Origin of the sequence: Paraplanobispora takensis (assembly GCF_016863195.1) — a bacterium.
Lineage (GTDB): Bacteria > Actinomycetota > Actinomycetes > Streptosporangiales > Streptosporangiaceae > Planobispora > Planobispora takensis.
The window spans coordinates 1-21511 of record NZ_BOOK01000062.1 but is presented as its reverse complement, the minus strand read 5'-3'; the positions used below and the strand labels follow the sequence as shown (position 1 = coordinate 21511).

General features: G+C 73.3%; 22 protein-coding genes. 14 read left to right on the top strand and 8 right to left on the bottom strand.

Features of this window, described 5'->3' with window-relative positions; genetic code table 11:
• Nucleotides 1–19: 19 nt before the first annotated feature.
• The 4 genes from Pta02_RS35205 to Pta02_RS35190 all read left to right on the top strand — a co-directional run bounded on the left by Pta02_RS35205 (nucleotide 20) and on the right by Pta02_RS35190 (nucleotide 2989).
• On the top strand, nucleotides 20–814 hold the full coding sequence (locus Pta02_RS35205) for an SDR family oxidoreductase (protein ID WP_203879344.1): 795 nt from the start codon (nucleotides 20–22) through the stop codon (nucleotides 812–814).
• Nucleotides 811–2157 carry a cytochrome P450 gene (locus tag Pta02_RS35200; protein WP_203879343.1) on the top strand — a complete coding sequence of 449 codons (1347 nt, stop codon included), beginning with the start codon at nucleotides 811–813 and terminating at the stop codon, nucleotides 2155–2157. The genes Pta02_RS35205 and Pta02_RS35200 overlap by 4 nt, the downstream gene beginning before the upstream one ends.
• A 25-nt stretch (nucleotides 2158–2182) precedes the next feature.
• Entirely contained in the window at nucleotides 2183–2374 is a 192-nt protein-coding gene (locus Pta02_RS35195) for a ferredoxin (RefSeq protein ID WP_239131486.1), read from the top strand.
• A gap of 63 nt (nucleotides 2375–2437) precedes the next feature.
• Nucleotides 2438–2989 (top strand): Cif family virulence factor, encoded by a 552-nt coding sequence (locus Pta02_RS35190; protein ID WP_239131478.1) that lies wholly within the window; start codon nucleotides 2438–2440, stop codon nucleotides 2987–2989.
• Here the strand turns inward: Pta02_RS35190 and Pta02_RS35185 are convergent.
• On the bottom strand, nucleotides 2953–3984 hold the full coding sequence (locus Pta02_RS35185) for a helix-turn-helix transcriptional regulator (RefSeq protein ID WP_203879341.1): 1032 nt from the start codon (nucleotides 3982–3984) through the stop codon (nucleotides 2953–2955). The two genes, Pta02_RS35190 and Pta02_RS35185, sit on opposite strands and share 37 nt — an antisense overlap.
• Nucleotides 3985–4128: 144 nt before the next feature.
• On the opposite strand from Pta02_RS35185, the gene Pta02_RS35180 reads away from it, so the two are divergent.
• Complete coding sequence (locus tag Pta02_RS35180) at nucleotides 4129–4590, top strand: VOC family protein (protein ID WP_203879340.1); 462 nt, start codon at nucleotides 4129–4131, stop codon at nucleotides 4588–4590.
• A 23-nt stretch (nucleotides 4591–4613) separates the two neighbouring features.
• Here the strand turns inward: Pta02_RS35180 and Pta02_RS35175 are convergent, their stop codons facing one another.
• A complete protein-coding gene (locus Pta02_RS35175; protein ID WP_203879339.1) occupies nucleotides 4614–5285 on the bottom strand; it encodes a hypothetical protein in 672 nt (223 codons plus the stop codon).
• A gap of 44 nt (nucleotides 5286–5329) precedes the next feature.
• Here Pta02_RS35175 and Pta02_RS35170 point away from each other — a divergent pair, with 44 nt between their 5' ends.
• Genes Pta02_RS35170 through Pta02_RS35155 form a run of 4 tightly spaced genes read left to right on the top strand, consistent with a single transcriptional unit; the run spans nucleotide 5330 to nucleotide 8856 of the window.
• Nucleotides 5330–6784, top strand: a complete 1455-nt coding sequence (locus Pta02_RS35170; protein WP_203879338.1) for an aldehyde dehydrogenase — start codon at nucleotides 5330–5332, stop codon at nucleotides 6782–6784.
• Between the two features lie 17 nt (nucleotides 6785–6801).
• Nucleotides 6802–7539, top strand: coding sequence for an SDR family oxidoreductase (locus tag Pta02_RS35165; protein WP_203879337.1), 738 nt, complete (start codon nucleotides 6802–6804; stop codon nucleotides 7537–7539).
• The gene (locus tag Pta02_RS35160; RefSeq protein WP_203879336.1) at nucleotides 7536–8483 is read left to right on the top strand and encodes an NAD(P)-dependent oxidoreductase; all 948 of its coding nucleotides are present in this window, start codon (nucleotides 7536–7538) and stop codon (nucleotides 8481–8483) included. Before Pta02_RS35165 ends, Pta02_RS35160 begins: the two co-directional genes overlap by 4 nt.
• On the top strand, nucleotides 8476–8856 hold the full coding sequence (locus Pta02_RS35155; RefSeq protein ID WP_239131477.1) for a carboxymuconolactone decarboxylase family protein: 381 nt from the start codon (nucleotides 8476–8478) through the stop codon (nucleotides 8854–8856). The genes Pta02_RS35160 and Pta02_RS35155 overlap by 8 nt, the downstream gene beginning before the upstream one ends.
• Nucleotides 8857–8902: 46 nt before the next feature.
• Here Pta02_RS35155 and Pta02_RS35150 read toward each other — a convergent pair whose 3' ends face one another.
• The gene (locus Pta02_RS35150) at nucleotides 8903–9397 is read right to left on the bottom strand and encodes a winged helix-turn-helix transcriptional regulator (RefSeq protein WP_239131476.1); all 495 of its coding nucleotides are present in this window, start codon (nucleotides 9395–9397) and stop codon (nucleotides 8903–8905) included.
• Nucleotides 9398–9497: 100 nt separating this feature from the next.
• Between Pta02_RS35150 and Pta02_RS35145 the strand changes: the two genes are divergently transcribed.
• Nucleotides 9498–10979: an MFS transporter gene (locus Pta02_RS35145; protein ID WP_203879334.1), complete on the top strand. Its 1482-nt coding sequence runs from the start codon at nucleotides 9498–9500 to the stop codon at nucleotides 10977–10979.
• A gap of 39 nt (nucleotides 10980–11018) precedes the next feature.
• Here Pta02_RS35145 and Pta02_RS35140 read toward each other — a convergent pair whose 3' ends face one another.
• Nucleotides 11019–11549, bottom strand: a complete 531-nt coding sequence (locus Pta02_RS35140; protein WP_203879333.1) for an SDR family NAD(P)-dependent oxidoreductase — start codon at nucleotides 11547–11549, stop codon at nucleotides 11019–11021.
• A 115-nt stretch (nucleotides 11550–11664) separates the two neighbouring features.
• On the bottom strand, nucleotides 11665–12405 hold the full coding sequence (locus Pta02_RS35135) for a hypothetical protein (protein ID WP_203879332.1): 741 nt from the start codon (nucleotides 12403–12405) through the stop codon (nucleotides 11665–11667).
• 88 nt (nucleotides 12406–12493) lie between these two features.
• Here Pta02_RS35135 and Pta02_RS35130 point away from each other — a divergent pair, with 88 nt between their 5' ends.
• Together Pta02_RS35130 and Pta02_RS35125 are read left to right on the top strand one after the other, a co-directional pair.
• Nucleotides 12494–13015, top strand: a complete 522-nt coding sequence (locus tag Pta02_RS35130; protein ID WP_203879331.1) for an O-acetyl-ADP-ribose deacetylase — start codon at nucleotides 12494–12496, stop codon at nucleotides 13013–13015.
• Nucleotides 13016–13195: 180 nt separating this feature from the next.
• The gene (locus tag Pta02_RS35125; protein ID WP_203879330.1) at nucleotides 13196–14614 is read left to right on the top strand and encodes a S28 family serine protease; all 1419 of its coding nucleotides are present in this window, start codon (nucleotides 13196–13198) and stop codon (nucleotides 14612–14614) included.
• 45 nt (nucleotides 14615–14659) lie between these two features.
• Here Pta02_RS35125 and Pta02_RS35120 read toward each other — a convergent pair whose 3' ends face one another.
• Together Pta02_RS35120 and Pta02_RS35115 are read right to left on the bottom strand one after the other, a co-directional pair.
• Nucleotides 14660–17035 carry a putative bifunctional diguanylate cyclase/phosphodiesterase gene (locus Pta02_RS35120; protein WP_203879329.1) on the bottom strand — a complete coding sequence of 792 codons (2376 nt, stop codon included), beginning with the start codon at nucleotides 17033–17035 and terminating at the stop codon, nucleotides 14660–14662.
• 147 nt (nucleotides 17036–17182) lie between these two features.
• Entirely contained in the window at nucleotides 17183–18571 is a 1389-nt protein-coding gene (locus Pta02_RS35115) for a glutamine synthetase family protein (RefSeq protein WP_203879328.1), read from the bottom strand.
• Nucleotides 18572–18703: 132 nt separating this feature from the next.
• Here Pta02_RS35115 and Pta02_RS35110 point away from each other — a divergent pair, with 132 nt between their 5' ends.
• Together Pta02_RS35110 and Pta02_RS35105 are read left to right on the top strand one after the other, a co-directional pair.
• On the top strand, nucleotides 18704–19969 hold the full coding sequence (locus tag Pta02_RS35110; protein ID WP_203879327.1) for an amidohydrolase family protein: 1266 nt from the start codon (nucleotides 18704–18706) through the stop codon (nucleotides 19967–19969).
• 176 nt (nucleotides 19970–20145) lie between these two features.
• Entirely contained in the window at nucleotides 20146–20856 is a 711-nt protein-coding gene (locus Pta02_RS35105) for an STAS domain-containing protein (RefSeq protein ID WP_203879326.1), read from the top strand.
• Nucleotides 20857–20935: 79 nt separating this feature from the next.
• Here the strand turns inward: Pta02_RS35105 and Pta02_RS35100 are convergent, their stop codons facing one another.
• Nucleotides 20936–21316, bottom strand: coding sequence for a response regulator transcription factor (locus Pta02_RS35100; protein WP_203879325.1), 381 nt, complete (start codon nucleotides 21314–21316; stop codon nucleotides 20936–20938).
• Nucleotides 21317–21511: the final 195 nt, after the last annotated feature.

Sequence of the window (21511 nt, the reverse complement as noted above, 5' to 3'; positions counted from 1 at the left end):
GTCCTTGGAGAGCGCGCCCATGCCCCGATTCGAACCCCATCCGCACCGCCGCCCCGCGCTGATCGCCGGGGCCTCCTCCGGGATCGGTGCCGCCACCGCCGCCCTGCTGGCCGCCGCGGGTCACCCGGTCGCGCTCGGCGCGCGGCGGGCGGACCGGTGCGAGGAGATCGCCGAGACCGTCCGCAAGGACGGCGGCGAGGCCTTCGCCCACCCCCTGGACGTCTCCGACTCCGGCTCGGTCGCGCGCTTCGTCTCGGCCGCCGCCGCAGCGCTCGGCGATCCCGAGATCGTCGTCTTCGGGGCCGGGGACCTCGGCGCCGAGCGCGTCCACGAGCTGGACTCCGACGGTTTCGCGGCTCAGCTCCAGGTCCATCTCGTGGGCGCGCACCGTCTCGTCTCCCACGTCGTGCCCGGCATGGTCGCGCGTGCCCGGGGCGACATCGTGCTCGTCTCCTCCGACGTCGTACGGGCCCCGCGCACCCGCATGGGGGCCTACGTCGCGGCCAAGAACGGCGTGGAGGGCATGGCCAGGGCCCTGCAGATGGAGCTGGAGGGCACCGGGGTCCGCGCCTCGGTCGTCCGTCCCGGCCCGACCATGACCGGCATGGGCATGGGCTGGGACGCCGAGACGACCGGGGAGGTGCTTCAGGAGTGGGTGCGGTGGGGGCTCGCCCGGCATCCGTACTTCCTGCGGCCCGAGGACGTCGCCGCCGTGATCGCCGCCGTCGTCGCCACCCCGCGCGGCACCCACCTGACGCTCGTCGAGGTCCAGCCGGAGGCGGCCGTCGGCGCCGGAGGGGAGCGGACGCGATGAAGGCGATGAAGCAGCCCGCCGTCGTCTCGGGAGGCCCCGATCATCTCGAGGAGCTCCGTACCGATCCCATCGCCCTGATGCGGCGGGTCCGCCAGGAGTGCGGCGAGGTCGGGGAGTTCCGGCTGGCGGGGCGCGCGGTGGTGCTGCTGTCGGGGGCGGAGGCCAACGAGTTCTTCTTCCGCGCCCCCGACGAGGAGCTGGACCAGGCCGAGGCCTACCCCTTCATGACGCCGATCTTCGGCGAGGGCGTCGTCTTCGACGCCACCCCCGAGCAGCGCCGGGAGGCCCTGCACAACCAGGCGCTCAAGGGCTCCTTCCTCAAGGGCCACGCCGCCACGATCGCCGCCGAGGTGGACCGGACGGTCGCCGCGTGGGGGGAGGAGGGTGAGATCGACCTGCTCGACTGGTTCGCCGAACTGACCATCTACACCTCCTCGGCGTGCCTGATCGGCAAGCGCTTCCGCGAGCGGCTGGACCGCCGCTTCGCCGAGCTGTACCACGATCTGGAGCGGGGCACCGACGCGCTGGCCTACGTCGATCCGTACGCCGACATCGAGAGCTTCCGCCGCCGCGACGCCGCCCGTGTGCAGCTCGTCGCGCTCGTGCAGGAGATCATGGACGAGCGGGCCGCCGCGCCGCGCCCGCCGAGGGAGGAGCGGGACCTCCTCGACGTCCTGATGTCGATCCGCGAGGAGGACGGCTCGGAGCGGTTCTCGGCGGACCAGGTCACCGGGATGTTCATCTCGATGATGTTCGCCGGTCACCACACCAGCTCGGGCACGGCGGCCTGGACCCTGATCGAGCTGCTGCGCCACCCCGGGGTGCTGCGCGGGGTCGTCGAGGAGCTCGACGAGCTCTACGCCGACGGCTCGGAGATCAGTTTCCAGGCCCTGCGGGAGATCCCCCGGCTGGAGTCGGCGATCAAGGAGGCGCTGCGCCTGCATCCGCCGCTCATCCTCCTGCTGCGGGTGGCCAAGTCCGACCAGGAGGTGCTGGGGTACCGGATCCCGGCCGGGACGATGGTCGGCTGCAGCCTGGCGGTCTCCAACCGGATCGCGGAGGACTTCCCCGACCCGGACGCCTTCGACCCGGCGCGCTACGCCGTGCCCCGCGAGGAGGACGTGCTCAACCGGTGGACCTGGGTGCCGTTCGGCGCCGGGCGGCACCGCTGCGTGGGCGCGAACTTCGCGATGATCCAGCTCAAGGCGATCTTCTCGGTGCTCCTGCGGGACTGGGAGTTCTCCCTCGCGCAGGACCCGGGCTCCTACCGCAACGACCACTCGAAGATGGTGGTGCAGCTGGCCCGCCCGTGCGCGGTGCGCTATCGCAGGAGGCGGCCGTGACGAACCCGGGGAGGCCGCGTTGAGGGTGGAGGCCGATCTCGACCTGTGCCAGGGACACGCGATGTGCGAGCTGGAGGCGCCCGAGGTCTTCGAGGTCCCCGGGAAGGGGAAGGTCGAGATCCTGGATCCCGAGCCCCCCGAGTCCCTGCGCCGCGAGGTCGAGGCGGCCGTCCGCTTCTGCCCGACCCGGGCGCTGCGACTGGTCCCCAAGCCCTGACTCCCGAACCGCTGATCCCCGAACTCTGACCCCGAACCCCTGAGCCTGTGGAGAGGAGACCCCGTGCCCGCCTTCGACCGTGAGGAGCTGGACGAGATGGTGAACCGGTGGCTGGAGGCCAACCGGCGCTGCGAGGAGGCGGGCGACTGGCGCCCGCTGGCCGAGCTCTACACCGAGGACGCCACCTACGGCTGGAACGTCGGCCCCGGCCAGGACTTCATGGCGGTGGGCCGCGAGGAGATCCGCGACCTGGCGCTCGGCTCGGAGATGGGCGGCCTGGACGGCTGGTCGTACCCGTACCGGAGCATCCTCGTCGACGACCGCAACGGCGAGGTGGTCGGCTTCTGGAAGCAGGTCGCCGACGCCAGGCGCCCGGACGGCGGCGCCTACGAGGTGGCGGGCATCGGGGGCAGCTGGTTCCGGTACGGCGGCGGCTTCCGGTGGTCCTGGCAGCGCGACTGGTTCGACATGGGGAACGTCACCTCGCTGTTCGTGAAGATGATGAAGGCCGGTGTCCTGTCGGACGGCATGAAGCGCCGCCTCGACCGGGCCGCCTCGGGGGAGCCGGTCCCCGGTTACTACCGGCGCGGCGAGACCCCGGTCCCCCTCTGGTGATCCTCGCCGGCGGTCTCCTCCGGCGAGATCGCCGCTCCGGCCGACAGCAGCCTCTCCGCCAGCACGCGGCAGCGCCTCCTTAGCTCCGGAGGGTCGAGCACCTCGAAGTCGTGCCCCAGCAGGACCACGTGCATGAGCACGAAGTCGAGACTGCCGGCGCCGCTGAGCACCTCGCAGCTCCCGCTCCCCCGCTCCCGTACGACGGCCGCCGACGCCGGGATCTGTGCGCGCACCGTGTCGGCCGGCGCGTGCACGAGGAAACGCGCCCGGTGCGGGTAGACCCGGCTCGCCACGCTCTCCTGTACGTACGCCGCCGCGTCGGGCGTCGCACGCGGGCGGAAGCGCCAGGTCCGCGCGGAGACGCCGGTCATCCGGTCGACGCGGAAGTTGCGCCAGTCGTCGCGGTCGAGGTCGTAGGCCAGGAGGTACCAGCGCCGGTCGGAGGCGACCAGGCGGTGGGGCTCGGCCCGCCGCCGTCCCGCCTCGTTCCCCGACGGGTAGTCGAAGCCGACCTCGACCTCGTCACGGCAGGCCCTGGCCAGCGTCATGAGCGCCTCGGGATCGACCGGCGTGCGGCCTCCGTCGAAGGACTCCACCGAGCCGGACAGTGCGCGCACCTCCTGCCGCAGCCGGGTGGGCAGCACCCGGTCGAGTTTGGCCAGCGCCCGCAGTGCGGCGTCACCGGCTCCGGCGACCGCGCCGCCCGCGCCGGCGAGCAGCGAGACCGCCGTGGCGATCGCCTCCTCGTCGTCGAGAAGCAGCGGCGGCAGGTCCTTGCCCGCGCCGAGCCGGTAGCCGCCGCCGACCCCCTGGCCGGCGTGCACCGGATAACCGAGCGCGCGCAGCCGCTCGACGTCACGCCGTACCGTGCGCGGCGTGACCCCGAGCCGGTCGGCGAGTTCGGGGCCGGTCCAGACCCGGCGCCGCTGCAACAGCCCGAGCAGGGTGAGCACCCGTTCCGTCGTGCCCCGCTCGTCACCGCTCGCCGTGTCCACATCACCCACTCTGCCAGAAATAGCGGACCGATCCTGTCCGCCAGGGGTGTCAGGGTGGTTCCGCGGGCACAGGGAGGCTCCACTGGAACCGGACGCTGTGAGACCTCTGCCCGCACACGGAACCGATACGAACGGAGCAATCCGATGAGCCGTCACATCCAGGTCACCTTCGACGCCCACGACCCGCGGGCGCTGTCGGCCTTCTGGCGCGACGTACTGGGCTACGTCCACCCCGGCCCGCCCGGAGTCGACCTGCCCGAGGGCGCCGACCCGCTGGCCGCGTGGGACGACTTCCTCGCGCGGGCCGGCGTACCGGAGGATCAGCGCAACGCGGCGTCGGCCGTCGAGGACCCGGACGGGCGGGGCCCGCGATTGTTCTTCCAGCGGGTCCCGGAGGGCAAGACCGCCAAGAACCGCGTCCACCTCGACGTCCGCGCGGCTCCCGGGCTGCAGGGGGAGGAGCGGATGGCGGCGCTGGAGGCCGAGTGCGACCGGCTCGTCGGACTGGGAGCCAAGCGGGTGCGCCGTCACGAGCCCGAGCCCCCGATGAGCGCCGGCTTCATCGTGATGACCGACCCCGAGGACAACGAGTTCTGCCTGGACTGACGCGGGCCGTACGGCGGGCGTGGTCAGGCGGGGACGTGCGGGGTGCCGTCGCGCATCGGCGGGAAGCGGAAGCGGGCGGCCGTGGTGCCCCGGGTCATCCGGGTGATCTCGGCCTCCCCGACCGGCTCGGTCTCCTCGTCGATGACGACCTCCCAGCGGCAGTGCGGGACCCGCCCGGCCGGGTCCCGCGGCGGGCGGTGCACCGGGCGGATGCGGGCGCGCGGGTTGACCGCCTGGGCGGTCCAGTCGAAGGTGCCGTCCTCGATGTGGTGGCACATCCCGCGGATGGCGCGCTCCCCGAACGGCTCGACGTCCAGCAGCGCCCCGCACGTGCGGAGCTGGAAGAAGCCGTGGGTCTCGGAGACGAGCTCGTACTCCACGTCCATGTAGTGCTGGGCGAAGCCGGGGTCGAGCTGGAGGCACTTGAAGATGGCCGAGACCCCGTCGCCCTCGATCTTCATGATCTCGCGGATCCGGTCCGTGTAGATCGGGCTGGCCCCGCGCCACTCCTCGATGGCGATCTCCTCGACCACCTTCTGGCCGTACCGCAGGCCGACCGCGGTGAGGGCCGCGCGGTCGAGCAGATGGACGATCACGCCGTACTCGCGGACGAGACGGACCAGGGCCTCCTTCGACAGATCCTCGAAGCGGAAGCCTGGATCGAATTCTCCGGAATAGTCCTTGCGTTCCGTCATGGACCGAACTGTAGTCTGGACATGTGTCCAGAACAACCGATCGCTTGCTTGGCAATCTCTCGCCGCTGCTGATCGACGGGGAGCTCGTCCCCGCCTCCCGGCGCTTCGCGACGGTCGATCCGGCGACCGAGGAGGTCCTGGGCGAGGCCGCCGACGCCGCCCCCGCCGACATGGACCGGGCGATCGGCGCCGCCCGCCGCGCCTTCGACGACTCCGGCTGGGCCGGCGACCTCGGCCTGCGGGTGCGCTGCCTGCGCCAGCTCGGCGAGGCGCTCGCCCGCCACTCCGACGAGCTGCGCGAGCTCACCGTCTCCGAGGTGGGCGCCCCGCGGTTCCTGACGTACGGCGCGCAGCTCGACGCCCCCGTCGCCGACCTGGCCTGGTTCGCCGACCTGGCCGAGCGCTACGAGTGGGAGCACGACCTGGGGCGGGCCTCGCCCATGGGCATGGCCAGCGACCGCCGCGTCGTGCGCGAGCCGGTGGGCGTGGTCGGGGCGGTCACCCCCTGGAACTTCCCGCACCAGATCAACCTGGCCAAGCTCGGTCCGGCGCTCGCCGCGGGGAACACGGTCGTGCTCAAGCCCGCCCCCGACACGCCCTGGTGCGCGGCGGTGCTCGGCGTGCTCATCGCCCAGGAGACCGACATCCCGCCCGGCGTCGTCAACGTCGTCACCGGCGCCGACCACGCCCTCGGCGCGATGCTGTCCGCCGACCCCCGGGTCGACCTGGTCTCCTTCACCGGCTCCACCGCGACCGGGCGGGCCGTCATGCGCGACGCCGCCGAGACGGTCAAGAAGGTCTTCCTGGAGCTGGGCGGCAAGTCGGCCTTCATCGTGCTCGACGACGCCGACCTGCGCGGCGCCTGCTCCTACGCCGCGTTCGCCGGGATCACGCACGCCGGGCAGGGCTGCGCGATCACCACCCGGCTGCTCGTCCCGCGCGCCCGGTACGACGAGGCCGTGGAGATCACCGCCGCCACGATGGCGAAGCTCGGCGCCCGGGACCCGCGCGACGACCGCACGGTCTGCGGGCCGGTCATCTCCGCCCGGCAGCGGGAGCGGATCGAGGGCTACCTGGAGCTCGCGCGCGCCGAGGGCGGCGCGTTCGCGACCGGGGGCGGACGGCCGGAGGGCCGGGACAAGGGCTTCTGGATCGAGCCGACCCTCATCACCGGGCTGGACAACACCGCCCGCGCCGCGCGGGAGGAGATCTTCGGCCCGGTGCTGGTGATCATGCCGCACGACGGCGACGACGACGCCGTGCGGATCGCGAACGACTCGCCGTACGGACTCTCGGGCGCGGTGCACGGCGGCGACCCGGAGCGGGCGCGGGCGGTGGCCCGGCGGCTGCGGGCCGGGACCGTCAGCGTCAACGGCGGGGTCTGGTACGGCGCGGACGTGCCGTTCGGCGGCTACCGGCAGTCGGGGATCGGCCGGGAGATGGGCGTGGCCGGGTTCGAGGAGTACCTGGAGACCAAGGCGATCGCGGAGAGCGCATGAGTCACGGAGGGAGTCGGATGAGCCGCTTCGAGAACAAGGTCGCGATCGTCACCGGCGCCGCGCAGGGCATCGGCGAGGCGTACGCGCGGGCGCTGGCGGCCGAGGGCGCGAGCGTCGTGGTCGCCGACGTCAGCGAGAAGGGCGCGGCGGTCGCCGAGGAGATCGAGGGGTTGTACGTCCGCACCGACGTGTCCGACCCCGAGTCGGTCCGGGCGATGGCCGCCGCGGCGGCGGAGCGCTTCGGCGGCGTCGACCACCTGGTCAACAACGCGGCGATCTTCGGCACCATGCGGTTGGACTTCCTGTTCACCGTGGACTGGGACTACTACAAGCGGTTCATGGCGGTGAACATGGACGGCGCGCTGCTGTGCGCCCGCGCCGTCCTGCCGTACATGGAGGGGCGCGGCGGCGGGGCGATCGTCAACCAGTCGTCCACCGCGGCCTGGCAGTACTCCGGCTTCTACGGCCTGGCCAAGGCGGGGGTCAACGGGATCACCCAGCAGCTCGCCCACGAGCTGGGCGGGATGAACGTCCGGGTCAACGCCATCGCGCCCGGCCCGATCGACACCGAGGCCAACCGCGCGGTCGTGCCGGAGGGCATGGTGCGGAAGATCGTGCGCGACAAGCTGGCGCTCAAACGCATGGGCACCCCGCAGGACCTGGCCGGCATGTGCCTGTTCCTGCTATCGGACGAGGCGGCCTGGATCACCGGGCAGATCTTCAACGTCGACGGCGGCGAGGTGTTCCGCGCATGACCGCCGCGCCCGCGCCGCACGGGGCGGCGGAACCGCACGAACCGGCAGGACGTCACGAGTCGTCAGGGCTCCGCGAACCGTCGGGATCCCGCGAGCCGGCGGGGCCGTACGGCTTCATCGGGCTGGGCCAGATGGGCGCCCCCATGGCGGCGCACCTGGCCGGGCGCGGCCTCGTCGTCTACGACACCCGCCCGCAGGCCGTGGCCCCGCTGGCGGACAAGGGCGCCCGGGCCGCGGCGGGCCCCGCCGAGGTGGCCGCCGCCTGCCCGATCATCTCGATCATGGTCCGGGACGACGCCCAGGTGGAGGAGGTGACGGCCGAGATCCTCCCCGCCGCGGCCCCCGGCACGATCGTCGCGATCCACTCCACCATCCACGCCGACACCGCGGTACGGCTCGCCGAGCGGGCGCTGCCGTACCGGATCGACGTCGTGGACGCGCCGGTCAGCGGCGGCTTCATGGGCGCCGAGGCGGGCACCCTCGCGGTCATGGTCGGCGGCGCCGAGGACGCCTTCGCCCGCTGCCGGGAGCCCTTCGGGGCCTGGGCCGATCTCGTCCTGCACATGGGACCGGTCGGCGCGGGCACCCGGGCCAAGCTCGCCCGCAACCTGCTGCACTTCACCGCGTTCGCCGCCGCGGCCGAGGCGCAGCGGCTGGCGGAGGCGGCCGGGGTCCCGCTGCGCCGGCTCGCCCGGGTGGTCAGGCACTCCGACGCCGTCACCGGCGGGCCCGGCTCGATCATGCTCCGCTCCGCCACCGGGCCCCTCGATCCGGGTGACCCGCTCTACGCAATCATGGAGAATGTGCTCGCGCTCGGCGAGAAGGACCTGTCCCTCGCCCTCGACCTGGCCGCCGAGCGGGGCGTCGACACGCCCCTGGCCCGGCTCGCGCTCGACCGCCTCGCCGAGGGCCTCGGACTTCCCCCAAGGAGGCACGGTGAGTGACGAGCGGCGGCGGCGCGGACTGGAGATGATGCGCCAGGTGTACGGCTGGGAGGTCGGCGACGCCCCCGGCGACTTCTTCGGCATCACCGTGGACCACCTGTTCGCCGAGATCTGGACCCGTCCGGGTCTGTCCATGCGCGACCGGCGGCTGCTGCTCATCGGGGTGCTCGCCGGTCAGGGGCTCAACGACGTCCTCGACATCCAGATCCCGGCGGCCCTGTCCAACGGCGAGCTCTCCCCCGCCGAGCTCCGGGAGGTCGCCGTCTTCCTCACCCACTACGTCGGCTGGCCCCTGGGCGCCCGGCTGAGCGTGCAGATCGACACCCTCATCGCCAAGTACGACAAGCAGCGCTCACTCGACCCGGACGACTGAGGCCGGGGAGAGAACCGGCGCCCGCCCGCCCGGCGCCGAGACGGGATCAGCGCCCGCCCGCCAGTACGTCCCTCGCCAGGGCGTCCCGGGCGGCGCTCTCCCGCTCGGCCGCCTCCTGCTCGGCCAGCGCGCGGGCGTCGTAGGCCGCCCGGGCCGCCGCGATCTCGTTCTGGTGCTCCTCGGTCCAGGTGACCAGGGTGCGGATGGTGTCGTGCAGGGTCGCCCCCATCGGTGTGAGCTCGTAGTCCACCCGCGGCGGCACGGTCGGGTGCACCGTACGGCTGATGAGACCGTCGCGCTCCAGATGCCGCAGGGTGCGGGTGAGCATCCGCTGGCTGACCCCGTCGATCTGGCGGCGCAGCTCGGTGAAGCGCAGGCTGCGCCGGTCGAGCAGGGCGATCACCAGCAGCGACCACTTGTCGGCGACGCGGTCGAGGATCTGCCTGACCTCACAGTCCTCGCGGGTGTCCCACTGCAGAACGCCGTAGTCGTCGCCGGTATCCCCGCAGTGCCCGGGGAACTTCGAAGTGCCGTCTTCCACGGTCCCCGATGGTGCCCGACGATGCTGCTGGTTACAAGAGGGAACCGGCGCACATTTGAGAACCGAGCCGGTCCCGCGTTCTCCCGAGAGGAGTCGGCTCATGTCCACATCGAGCGTCCGCATGGACGGGCGCGCACGGGGCGTGCTGATGGTGCTGTGCGGGGCGATCTTCCTGGAGGGGATCGACGTGGCGATGCTGAACGTGGCGCTGCCGTCGATCCGGGCCGATCTGGGCCTGTCCACCGGGATGCTCAGCGGCGTGGTCAGCGCCTACGTGCTCGGCTACGGCGGGTTCATGCTGCTGGGCGGGCGCGCCGCCGACCTGCTGGGCCGCCGCCGGATGTTCCTGTTCTGGCTGGGCGTCTTCCTGGTCTTCTCCGGTCTGGGCGGTTTCGCCACCGAGGGATGGATGTTGCTGGCCGCCCGCTTCGTCACCGGGGTGGCGGCCGCGTTCATGGCCCCGGCCGGGCTGGCGCTGGTCACCGCCAACTTCCCCGAGGGTCCGCAGCGTGTCAGGGCGCTCGGGTTCTACGCCGGGACGGCGGCGGGCGGCTTCTCGCTCGGCCTGGTCGCCGGCGGCCTGCTGGCCTCGTTCGGCTGGCGGTGGGTGTTCTTCGCCCCGGTCATCCTGTCGGCGGTGATCCTGGTGGCGGCCGTGCTCCTGGTCCGGGACGACCGCCCGCCGCGGCGGCCGGCGGGCGGCTTCGACCTGCCCGGCGCGTTCAGCGTCACCGGGGCGATGCTGCTGCTGGCCTACGGGGTGGTCCGCCTGGAGCACCCCGGCGACGGCTGGGCCGGCACGGTCGCGGCGTTCGCCGGCGGGTCGGCGCTGCTGGCCGCCTTCGTCGTGATCGAGCGGCGCTCGGCCGCCCCGCTGGTACGGCCGGGCATCCTGCGCGCGGGAGCCCTGGCACGCACCGGCGTGGCCGCGCTGCTGTTCATCGGCGCCTTCGCCGGGTTCCAGTTCCTGGTCACGCTGTACCTGCAGGAACTGCGCGGCTGGAGCACCCTGGAGACCGGCCTGGCCATGCTGATCGTCGGCGTCGACACCGTCCTGGCCCCCACCCTGACACCGCGGCTGGTCGAGCGCTTCGGCAACGGCGCGGTGCTGTTCGGCGGGCTGGCGCTGGCGACCGTGGCCTACGGGCTGTTCCTGCCCGTGACCCCGGACTGGACCTACGCCGCCATGCTCCCGACCATGGCCCTGCTGGGCCTGGCCTTCTCGCTGGCCTACGGCCCGCTGACCATGGCGGCCACCGACGGCGTCGCCGAGCACGAGCACGGCCTGGCCGGCGGCGTGCTGTACACCGCCATCCAGTTCGGCACCGCCCTCGGCCTGTCGGCGGTGACCGCCGTCAGCGTGGCGGCGCTCGGCGGCGACGGCTCACCGCAGGCCCGGCTCGACGCGCTCCGCGCGGCCCTGGCCGTACCGGTGACCGCGGCGGTCCTCAGCGCGATCGTGGCCGCGTACGGCCTGCGCGCCCGCAGGACCGCGGCACCGTCCGGAGCCGGAGCGGCGACCGAAGAGCCCGCCGAAGCCGCAGGGACCGCCGAACCGGAATCCGTGCCGGCCGCGCCCTGATCCGGGAAGGCCCTGGGCCGGGAGCCTCGGTCCGGGGGCTCAGAGCTCCTTGAGGAGGCCGCCGTCGACGGTGGACTCCGCCCCGGTGGTGCTCGCCGAGCGCGGCGAGGCCAGCAGGGCCACCACGTCGGCGACCTCCTGGGGGTCGGCCAGGCGGCCGGTGGTCAGCCGCATCATCTCCGGTGCGACGGTCGCGAGGACGCCGTCGCGGTCGGTGCCGGCCTGGGCGGCGATGACGTCGGCCGCACCGCCCCGCCTGGTCCACCAGTCGGTGCGCACCGGCCCCGGAGAGACGGTGTTCACCCGGATCCCGCGCCCGCCGAACGCCTCCGCCGCCTCGTCCACGGCCCGGCCGGGCGCCTGCGGATCGGTCAGGTCGGCCGCCACGTGCACCGGTTCCGACCCGGCCAGGCCGTCGAGCTCCGCGAGCTCCGCGAGCTCCGGACTCGTCTTGCGCGAGACGGCCGCCACCCTGGCACCCTCGGCCGGCAGGGTGCGCACGACGGCCAGGCCGATCCCCTTGGACGCCCCGGTGACGACCGCGATCTCGCCGGTCAGCTGCAGGTCCATGGATCCCCCTTCGCTACAGATCAACTGCAGCCGAAGGTACGCCGGACGCGGGGCCCGCATCCGGCGGGATTCGGACCGGCTTCTCGCGCGGGAAACGGACCCGGAAGCGGGCGGGTCAGCAGACCCCGCGCAGGGTGCAGACCTTGGCCGCCATCTTCCTGGCGTCCTTCGCCTGGACGCGGAAGTCCGAGGTGCGCACCTTGCTGTACTCGCCGGCGCGCACGTAGATCGCCAGCGCACGGCCCTTGCGCACCACGACGGTCCGCTGGCCGCCGATGGCCGGAGCGCCGTCCGGGCCGTAGGCCTGGGCGGACACCCGGGCGGCCTCGTCGCCGGCGTCGAGGGCATGCGCCTTGACCTTGAAGACCGGCAGAGTGTCGATGCGGTCGCACTTGGCGACCTGCGCCAGGAGCCCGGCGAAGGCCTTGTGCGCGGCGCCCGCGGAACGGAAGACGACCAGTTGCTCCGACTTGTGGAACTCCGGGGCGGAGTAGGTGATCGTCCGCGCGCTCACCCGGCCGGAGCCCACGGAGCTGCGCAGCCCACAGGGGTTGAGCGTGAAGTTCTCCGTCCGCCTGTTACTGATCGTCCACTCCTCCTCCTCCGGGTACTTCACCGGCTTGCGGGCCTGCGCCTCGTACAGCAGGAAGTCACGCGGCAGCTTCCCCGCGGCGCCGCTCACGCCCTGTCCCGTCTGTCCCGTCTGTCCCGCCTGGCCCGTTCCGGCGTGGGCGGCGCCGCCCGCGAGCGTCCCGGCCACCAGCGTCCCCGCCACGGCCACCCCCGCCAGGCGCGCGGCCGTCCGCCCGGTCCCCGTCGTACCGCCGCCGCTCAGCTTCTTCAGTAAGATCCCCATGCACCATGAGACACGCGCCGGGCGTAGAAAGTTCGCCTCCGGCGGGGTTTCCGGCGGACCGGCCGATTCCCGCCGGCAGACTCTCCCCATGGAGATCAAGCTGATCCAGGGCGACATCACCGAGCAGGAGATCGACGTCATCGTCAACGCCGCCAACTCCTCCCTCCTGGGAGGCGGCGGGGTCGACGGGGCGATCCACCGGCGCGGCGGCCCGGCGATCCTCGAAGAGTGCCGCAGGCTGCGCGCCTCGCACTACGGCCGGGGCCTGCCCACCGGCCGGGCGGTGGGCACCACGGCCGGCGATCTCCCGGCCCGCTGGGTCGTCCACACCGTCGGCCCGGTCTTCTCCCCCGCGGAGGACCGCTCGGAGCTGCTGGCCTCCTGCTACCGGGAGTCGCTGCGGGTGGCCGACGAACTGGGCGCCAGCGGCGTGGCCTTCCCCGCGGTCTCCACGGGGATCTACCGATGGCCGATGGACGACGCCGCCCGCATCGCCGTCGGCACCGTGCGCGCCGCCGCGACGCGGGTGGCCGAGATCCGGTTCGTGCTCTTCTCGGCGCACGCGTACGCCGCCTTCGAACGGGCGCTCGCCGAAGCGGGATCCCCGTGATCGAGGCGGCACGGAGATCTCCTGGAAACGATCTCCTCAAACGCGACAGAGGTCACTAAGGTGGCGGCGAGGCACTCGCTTCCCCGTCGCCGCCGGAACGCCGGACCCCGTCTCCGCCGGACGCGTTCCCGCCCGGCGTGACCCGCGAGCCCGCGGCGACGCGACCACCCCTCAGGAGGCATGATCGTGCGAACCCGGGTGATCCCCGCCCTCGTCCTGTCCCTGCTCACCGCCGGCTCCCTCGCCCTGCCCGCCGAGGCACAGGTCCAGCCGGCCCCTCCGCCCTCCGCGGCGGCCGAGGACACCCTGCTGGCCAAGCTCAAGGCGATACCCGGCCTGAGCGTGGTCTCCGAGACCCAGCCGACCGGCTACCGGTTCTTCGTCCTCACCTTCACCCAGCCGGTCGACCACCGCGACCCCGGCAAGGGCACCTACCAGCAGCGGCTCACCCTGCTGCACCGGTCGGAGACCGCTCCGGTGGTGCTCTACACCGGCGGGTACGGCCTGCCCGTGAACCCGGCCCCCTCCCGGACCGAGCCGACGCGCCTGCTCGACGGCAACCAGATCTCCGTCGAGCACCGTTTCTTCCGCTCGTCCCGGCCGGACCCGGCGAACTGGCGCGACCTGAACATCTGGCAGGAGGCCGGTGACGAGCACCGGATCGTGCAGGCGCTCAAGACGGTCTACTCCGGCAAGTGGATCCAGACGGGCGCCAGCAAGGGCGGCATGACCTCCCTCTACCACCGGCGCTTCTACCCCGGAGACGTGGACGGCGTGGTGGCCTACGTCGCACCCAACGACCGGATCAACCCCCTCGACGGCGCCTATGACGCGTTCTTCGCCCGCGTCGGCGACGCCGCCTGCCGTACCGCGCTGGACGATGTGCAGAAGGAGGCGCTCAAGCGCCGCGACCGCCTGGTGCCCAAGCTGGAGGCGTACGCCGCGCAGAACGGCTACACCTTCACCCGGACGCTGGGCAGCGCCGACCGGTCGTTCGAGATGACGGTGCTGGACACGGTGTGGGCCTTCTGGCAGTACTCCACCACCGCCGACTGCGCGGACGTGCCGCCGGCCACCGCCACCGACGACGAGCTGTACGCCTGGATCGACTCGGTCGCGGGCTGGTCGTTCTACACCGACCAGGGCATCGAGTACTACACGCCGTACTACTACCAGGCCGCCACCCAGCTCGGCTGGCCGGAGCTGCGCTTCAGGCATCTGCGCGGCCTGACCCGTCACCCCGGCCTCTACCAGCCCAACTCGGTCCTGCCGGCCGAGCTGCGCTCCCGGCACGACGCGCTGCCGATGCTGGACGTGGACCACTGGGTGCGCCGGCATTCCGACCGGATGATGTTCGTCTACGGCGAGAACGACCCCTGGGGCGCCGAGCGCTTCACCCCCAGCAGGAACGACTCCCACCTGTACGTCGCGCCGGGCGCCAACCACGGGGCGAACATCGCCGCCCTGACCGAGGCCGACCGCCAGGCGGCGACGGCGACCCTGCGCCGCTGGGCCGGGGTGGCCGACGTGCCGCCGGTCATGCGCAGCGCGCCGTCGATCCCCGACGACGACATGCTCCCGGGCCGCCGGACGTTCTGAGTCCCGGTACGGACGCCTCCCGGCCGCCGGAGCCTCCGGGCCCGGTCAGGCGACCTGCTGCCACGGGGTGACCGCCAGCAGGCCGTCGACCTGCAGGGCGGCGACCGGCGGGGAGAACAGGTAGCCCTGCGCCTGCGGACAGCCCATCTGCTGGAGCAGGGCCGCCTGCTCGGGGGTCTCCACGCCCTCGACGATGACGTTCAGGCCGAGACTGGCCGACAGCTCCAGGATCGCCTTGGTGAAGGCGCGCATCTGGTGGTGGTCGGCGTGCCCGGAGGGCGGGAGGAACGACTTGTCGATCTTGAGGATGTCCACCGGGAGGGTGCGCAGGTACGACAGCGAGGAGTAGCCGGTGCCGAAGTCGTCCAGGGCGACCCGCACGCCGTGCTCCCGGAGCGTGGCCAGGGCCGCGATGATGCGGGCGGTCTCGGCCGGGGTGGTGGCCAGCAGCATGCTCTCGGTGATCTCCAGCACCAGCGCCTGCTCGGGCAGGCCGTGCCGGGCCAGGATGTCCAGCACCGTCTCGGCGAAGTCGGGCTCGCGCAGCTGACGGCCCGAGACGTTGACGGTCACCGAGACGCCGTGCCGCTCATACCAGCGGCCCGCGTCCCGGCAGGCCTGCTCCAGCACCCAGGTGCCGATCGGCACGATCAGCCCGCTCTCCTCGGCGATCGGGATGAACACATCCGGCGGCACCGGCCGTGAGCCGGTCGGGTTCCAGCGCAGCAGCGCCTCCACCTTGCGGATGTCCCCGCTGGCCAGGTCGACGACCGGCTGGTAGTTCAGGACGAGCTCCCCGCCGGCCAGCGCGCGGCGCAGCCCGATGGTCAGCCGGGTGCGCTCCAGGCGGTCCTCGCGCAGGGCGGAGGTGAACATCGCGTACTGGTTCTTGCCGGCGTTCTTGGCCGCGTACAGCGCCAGGTCGGCATCGCGCAGCGCCTCCGACGGGGTGGCCGTCGGCAGCCCGGCCAGCACGCCGATGCTGGTGGTCAGGTGCAGCTCGTGACCGTCGAGGAGGTACGGCGCCCGCAGCGCGGTCAGGATGCGCTCGGCCACGGCGACCGCGTCGCCGACGGCGGCGTCGGGCAGCACCAGCGCGAACTCGTCGCCGCCCAGGCGGGCCAGCGTGTGACCGGCGCCGCCGGCGACGTCCTGCAGGCGCGCGGCCACATGGGTGAGCAGCTCGTCGCCGACCGGGTGGCCGAAGCTGTCGTTGACGTCCTTGAAGCCGTCCAGGTCCAGCAGCAGCAACGCCGGGGGCCGCAGGCCGGGCAGGGCCATGCTGGGGATGATGGCGTGCTGCAGGGACTGGCCCAGCAGCGTGCGGTTGGCCAGGCCGGTCAGCGGGTCGTGCAGGGCGTTGTGCGACAGGCTGCGCTGCAGGACCTCCTGGCGGCGCAGGGCGGTGCCCAGCTCCTCGGCGTGCTCCTCGGCCAGGCGGGCCACGATGCTCAGCCGCGCCACCAGCAGGACGGCCAGCACCACGGTCAGCCCGATGATCCCGAACGCGTCACGGGGGCGGAAGGTCGTGCCGAAGAAGAACCACTGGCCGAGGATCGAGGTCAGCGGGCTGAGCAGCGCGAGCCCCAGGAAGACGGTCACCCTGGCCCTGCTGGAGACGGCGCCGGCCCGCAGCCGTCGCGCGTCGGCCATGGACGGGTGCATGGCCGAGACGGCCACCAGGACCGACCAGCCCAGCCAGCCGATCGTGGAGGCGACGCCGTAGTCGCGGCCCTCCGTCTGGTCGAGCAGGTAGATGCTGTCGGCCGCGAACACGCTGAGGTAGGCGAGGTTCAGCAGCGCCAGCCAGGGCGCGCGGCCGTTGTCGAGGGTCAGCCTCGTCATCAGCCCGATGATGAACAGGTCGATGACGGGCAGGAGCAGCACGAAGGGCATGTCGACGCCGGTGTGCGCGCTGCGGTCCAGGGCCGGCTTGATGACCAGGCTCCAGATCGGCATGGCCACGCCGACGGTGATGATGCCGGCGTCCAGCAGCGCCGTCCCCCGCGCCCCCGCGCCCCGCGTGCTCAGGGCGACCAGCGCGGCCAGCGACACGAGATAGGAGATCAGCGTGCCGACGTTGTACAGGGTCATCAGCAGGGGGATCTTCAGCCAGACCCAGCCGATTCCCCAGCCCACGGCGGTCGACACCCACGAGAGCACGAGGGCCAGGCGGATCAGCCGCCAGGGCCGCAGATCGGCCAGGCCGTACCGGCTGACGGCGTTCAGCACGGCCAGCGCGCAGATGCCCTGCAGCGTGACCCATGACAGCAGTTCCAGCAGCGCCGACCGGGTGGCCAGTACCGGCGTCAGGACGGCCAGCAGGCCTCCGAGCAGTAGATAGACCAGCCAGCCGCGCGGGTGCCCGGCGAACCGGGGGCAGGCGGAGACGACGGCCGCGATCGGCCGAAATCTTCTCATTTCCCCCCATTTCACCCATGCTGCGCCGATGAGTGGTGCAGGTGTCCTATCGACGCGCGCGGGGAGGGCATGAGCCTTTTCCGGACTCCCTTTCCGCACCGGGGCGGGGAAACGGGGCCGGCTCGCCGCCGGGGCCGCCCGGGCCCGTCAGTAGCGCCAGCGGCTGCGTTCGACGATGTCGTCCGGCTCCGCGCCGTCGAACAGCGCGAGCTCGCCCCGGCGCACCGCCACCACGGTGTCCGCCATCTCCGGCCCGAGCGCCTCGCCGAGGACCCGGTCGTCCTCGAAGGCGGCGACGGCCTCGGTCAGCGTGCCCGGCAGGGCGGCGATCCCCCGCTTGCGCCGGGTCTCCTCGTCCATGGCGGCCGGGTCCGTCTCGACCGGGTCGGGCAGGCGCGACCCGGCCGCGACGCCGGTACGGCCGGCGGCCAGCAGGGCGGCGACCAGAAGGTAGGGGTTGGCCGCCAGGTCGACGCACTTGACCTCGATGTTGGCCGCCCGGTCGCGCTCGCCCTCCGAGCCGGTGACCAGGCGCAGCGCCGCCTCCCGGTTCTCCCTGCCCCAGCAGGCGAAGGCGCCGGCCCAGTGCGAGGGCACCAGCCGCAGGTAGCTCGCGACCGCCGGGGCGCCGACGGCGAGCAGGGCGGGCAACCGCTCCAGGATCCCCGCCGCGAAGCCCTCGCCGTCGCCGGTCAGCCCGTACGGGCCGGGACCGCCGGACATCAGGCTCATCCCGTCGCGCCACAGGCTGAGGTGGACGTGGCCGCCGTTGCCGACCCCGCCGGCCAGCACCTTCGGCGCGAACGTGGCGCGCATCCCGTGCCGTGCGGTGACCGCGCGGACGGTCTCGCGCACCAGCACCGCGAGGTCCGCCGCGCCGACCGGGTCGGCCGCGGCGACGGAGACCTCGTACTGACCGGCGGCGTACTCGGGGTGCAGTTGCTCGACGGCGACCCCCTGCGCGGCCAGGGCCGTGAGCACCTCGCGCAGATAGCCGGCCAGCTCGGTGAGCCGGGTCATGCCGTAGGCCGGGCCCCGGCACGCGGGCACGAAGTCGTCGCCGGTGCCCAGGGAGACGCACCACTCGATCTCGAACGCCGCGCGCACCGCGTAGCCGTCCCCGGCCAGCCGGTCGGCCTCGCGCCGGGCCAGGCCGCGCGCGTCCAGCGGGTGCGGCCGGCCCTCCTGGTCGTAGCGGTCGGCCGGGGCCCAGGCCCAGCCGGGGGCGGCGGCCAGGCGGGTGAGCCGGCCCAGGTCGGGGTACAGCCGCAGGTCCCCGACCGGGCCGCCGGCGTACCGGCCGGACACGATCGAGTCGTCGAGCAGGAAGGCGTCGAACACCGGTGAGGCCCCGACGCCCCAGGCGGCGGCCTGCTCCAGGCGGGCGGTCGGCACCGCCTTGACGCGGGTGACGCCGCTGGTGTCCACCCAGGTCACCGCGACGCCGTCGACGCCGTCGGCGGACAGGCCGGCGGCGGCCGTACGGGCGTGTTCCGCCCGGCGGGCCCGTTCTGGAGCGGTCAGCGGCTCTGGCATCGGCACGGCCTCCTCTGTTCAAGATTAGACGCCACCGCCCTCGCCGGCCCGGCGCCCCGGACCGGCCGTGATAAGTCTTGTCGGTGGCCGGTGCCCGACGAGCCCGCGACCGGCCCGCCGATCGGAGCAACCATGCCGAGGCCCGAACTCCTGCCCGCGGTCGCCGGGCTCCGCCTGGTCGACCACCACTGCCACGGGGTCGTGCCCGAGGACCTGCCGCGTCCCGCGTTCGAGGCGCTGCTGACCGAGGCCGGGGGCTCCTCGCCGCTGGGCGGGAGCCTGTTCGACACGCAGGTGGGGTTCGCGGTGCGCCGCTGGTGCGCTCCCCTGCTGGACCTGCCCCGGCACGCCGAGCCCGAGGAGTACCTGGCCCGCCGGGCGGAGCTCGGCCACGCGGAGGTGACCCGGCGGCTGCTGGCCGCGGCGGGACTGGGCGGGTTGTGCGTGGACACCGGCTACACCCCCCGGCCGCTGCTGTCCCCCGCCGGGCTGGCCCGGGCCGCCGGGGCGCCCGCGTACGAGATCGTCCGCCTGGAACGGCTGGCCGAGGAGGTGGCCGAGTCGGGGGTCTGCGCCGGGGACTTCGCCGGCCGCGTCCGCGAACGCCTCGCCGAACTGTCGTACGCCGGGAACGGTCACGGGCGGCGCGTGGGGACGCGGCACCCCGAGAGCGGTCACGAGGGGCGTGCGGGGATGCAGCACGTCCGGAGCGGGCACCCCGCGGGACTGGCGCGCACCGGGGACGGCCGGGTGGTCGGGGCCAAGTCCGTGGCCGCCTACCGGGCGGGGCTGGCGCTGGCCCCGGAGCGGCCGGGGCACCGCGACCTCACCGCCGCGGTGGACCGGTGGTTCTCCGGCATGCGGCCCGGCGTCCCGGCCCGGCTGGCGCAGGAGGTGCTGCACCGGTTCCTGGTGTACGCGGCCCTCGACCTCGGCCTGCCGGTGCAGTTCCACGTCGGGTACGGCGACGCGGACGTGCACCTGTCCCGGGCGAACCCGGTGCTGCTGACCGACCTGCTGCGGGCGACCGCGCCGGCCGGGGTGCCGATCATCCTGCTGCACAACTATCCGTACCACCGGGAGGCGGGCTACCTCGCCCAGGTGTTCCCGCACGTGTTCGCCGACGTCAGCCTGGCCACGCACAACCTGGGCCGGCGGGCCGGGGCGCTGCTGGCCGAGGTGCTCGAACTGGCCCCGTTCGGCAAGCTGCTCTACGCCTCCGACGCGTTCGGGCTGCCCGAGCTGTACCACCTCGGCGCGGTGCTGTTCCGCCACGCGCTGTCCGGCCTGTTGCGCGCCGGTCTGGAGGAGGACTCCTGGACGGAACGGGACGCCGCCCGGATCGCCGGGATGGTCGGATCCGGCAACGCCCGGCGGGTCTACCGCCTGCCCGCCTGAGGATCTCGCGGCTTCCGCGCCGGACTGTTCTCCTCACGCAGCGAATCCGCGGGTATACGCGCGGGTGAGCACGGTGTCGCGCCGCGGGAGACTGATCGGTGCAGCGAAATGAGGTTAGATGGGTTCCACGGGCCGGCGTTCTGCCGGGCCGACTCACATGCACAAAGGTCAGATGGATGCCTCTGTCGCTTGAGCTCACCCCGGTGACCGATACCGTCATGGTGATCACCATGACGGGCGAGCTGGACGCCGTCACCGCCCCGACGCTGGCCGCCATGCTGCGGCCGTTGCACGCCTCGCCCATCCTTCAGGTGGTGGCCCAGGTCGCGGCGCTGCGTTTCTGCGACGTGGCCGGAGTGCGGCAGCTCAACGTCACCGACCGGGCCCTGCACGACAGGGGCGGCGCGCTGGTCGTCGCCGGGGCCGGTCCCGCGCTGCGCCGCCTGATCACCTTGATGAACGGGCACTCGGCGCCGCGACTGCAGATGTACGACGACCCGACCCGGGCCCTGGCCGCGCTCGGCCTCGACCGCCGCGACACGCCGCCGCAGCGGGCCGCCGGGCGACGGCACCTGCCGACCCTGCGGCGCCTGACCTCGCCCGGCGGCTGGGACCCCGCCCCCGACCGGCGTCCCGTACGGCCGTCATCGGCGCGCCGGACCACCGTCCCGTCCCCGGCCGCTTTCGACCTCGCCTTCCTGGCGGCGGCCATGGTCCGCTCCCGCCAGCTGCGCAGCCAGGCCGTACACCAGGTTCTGACCCTGCAGCAGCGGCGTGGCGAGAACGGCGAAGCGCGCATCGTGATGGACCACAACCGCCGGCAGTGCCGCAGCGCCCTGGCCGTCATGCAGAGCCACCGCGGCAACCCGGTCACGATCCGGGACTGACCCGCCGGGGCGTGCGGCGCGCCGTACGGACTTCCCGTCCGCGTACGGCGGCGCGTGACGCGGGCGCCTCAGTGGCGCATCAGTGACGCATGGCGGCCTGCGCCAGCAGGGCCTGGGTGCGCGTCGACAACTCCTGGAGGCTGAACGGCTTGGTCATGTAGTCGCTCACTCCGGCGCCGAACCCCCGCCGCATGTCGGCGGCCTCCCCCCTGACCGTCAGCATCAGCACCGGCACCTGTTCCATGCCGGGCAGAGTGCGCAGATAGCGGCACAGCTCCACCCCGGAGATGTGCGGCAGTATCCAGTCGAGCACCACCAGATCGGGCCGCAGGCTCTGCAGCAGCGTCATGGCGACGGCGCCGTCGTCGGCGGCGTGGATGGTGTGCCCGTCCTGCCGCAGCCGAAAGGCGATCACTTCTCGGATATCCGCGTCGTCCTCGACGACCAGCACTTCGGCCATAGCTCCCCCGACTTCCCCGCTCATGTCTGCAACTACCCAGGTGGCGGAAGTTCATCCCGTTGTCCCGGCGATACGAACAGAGCCCCCGGGGAGGCGGCGGCGTCCGGTGCGTCAGCTGACGGTCAGGGGCTGGGTGTCGTCGTCGGCGCGGCGGAACACGGCGGCCTGACCGCCAGCGAGGTCCAGGGCTGACCA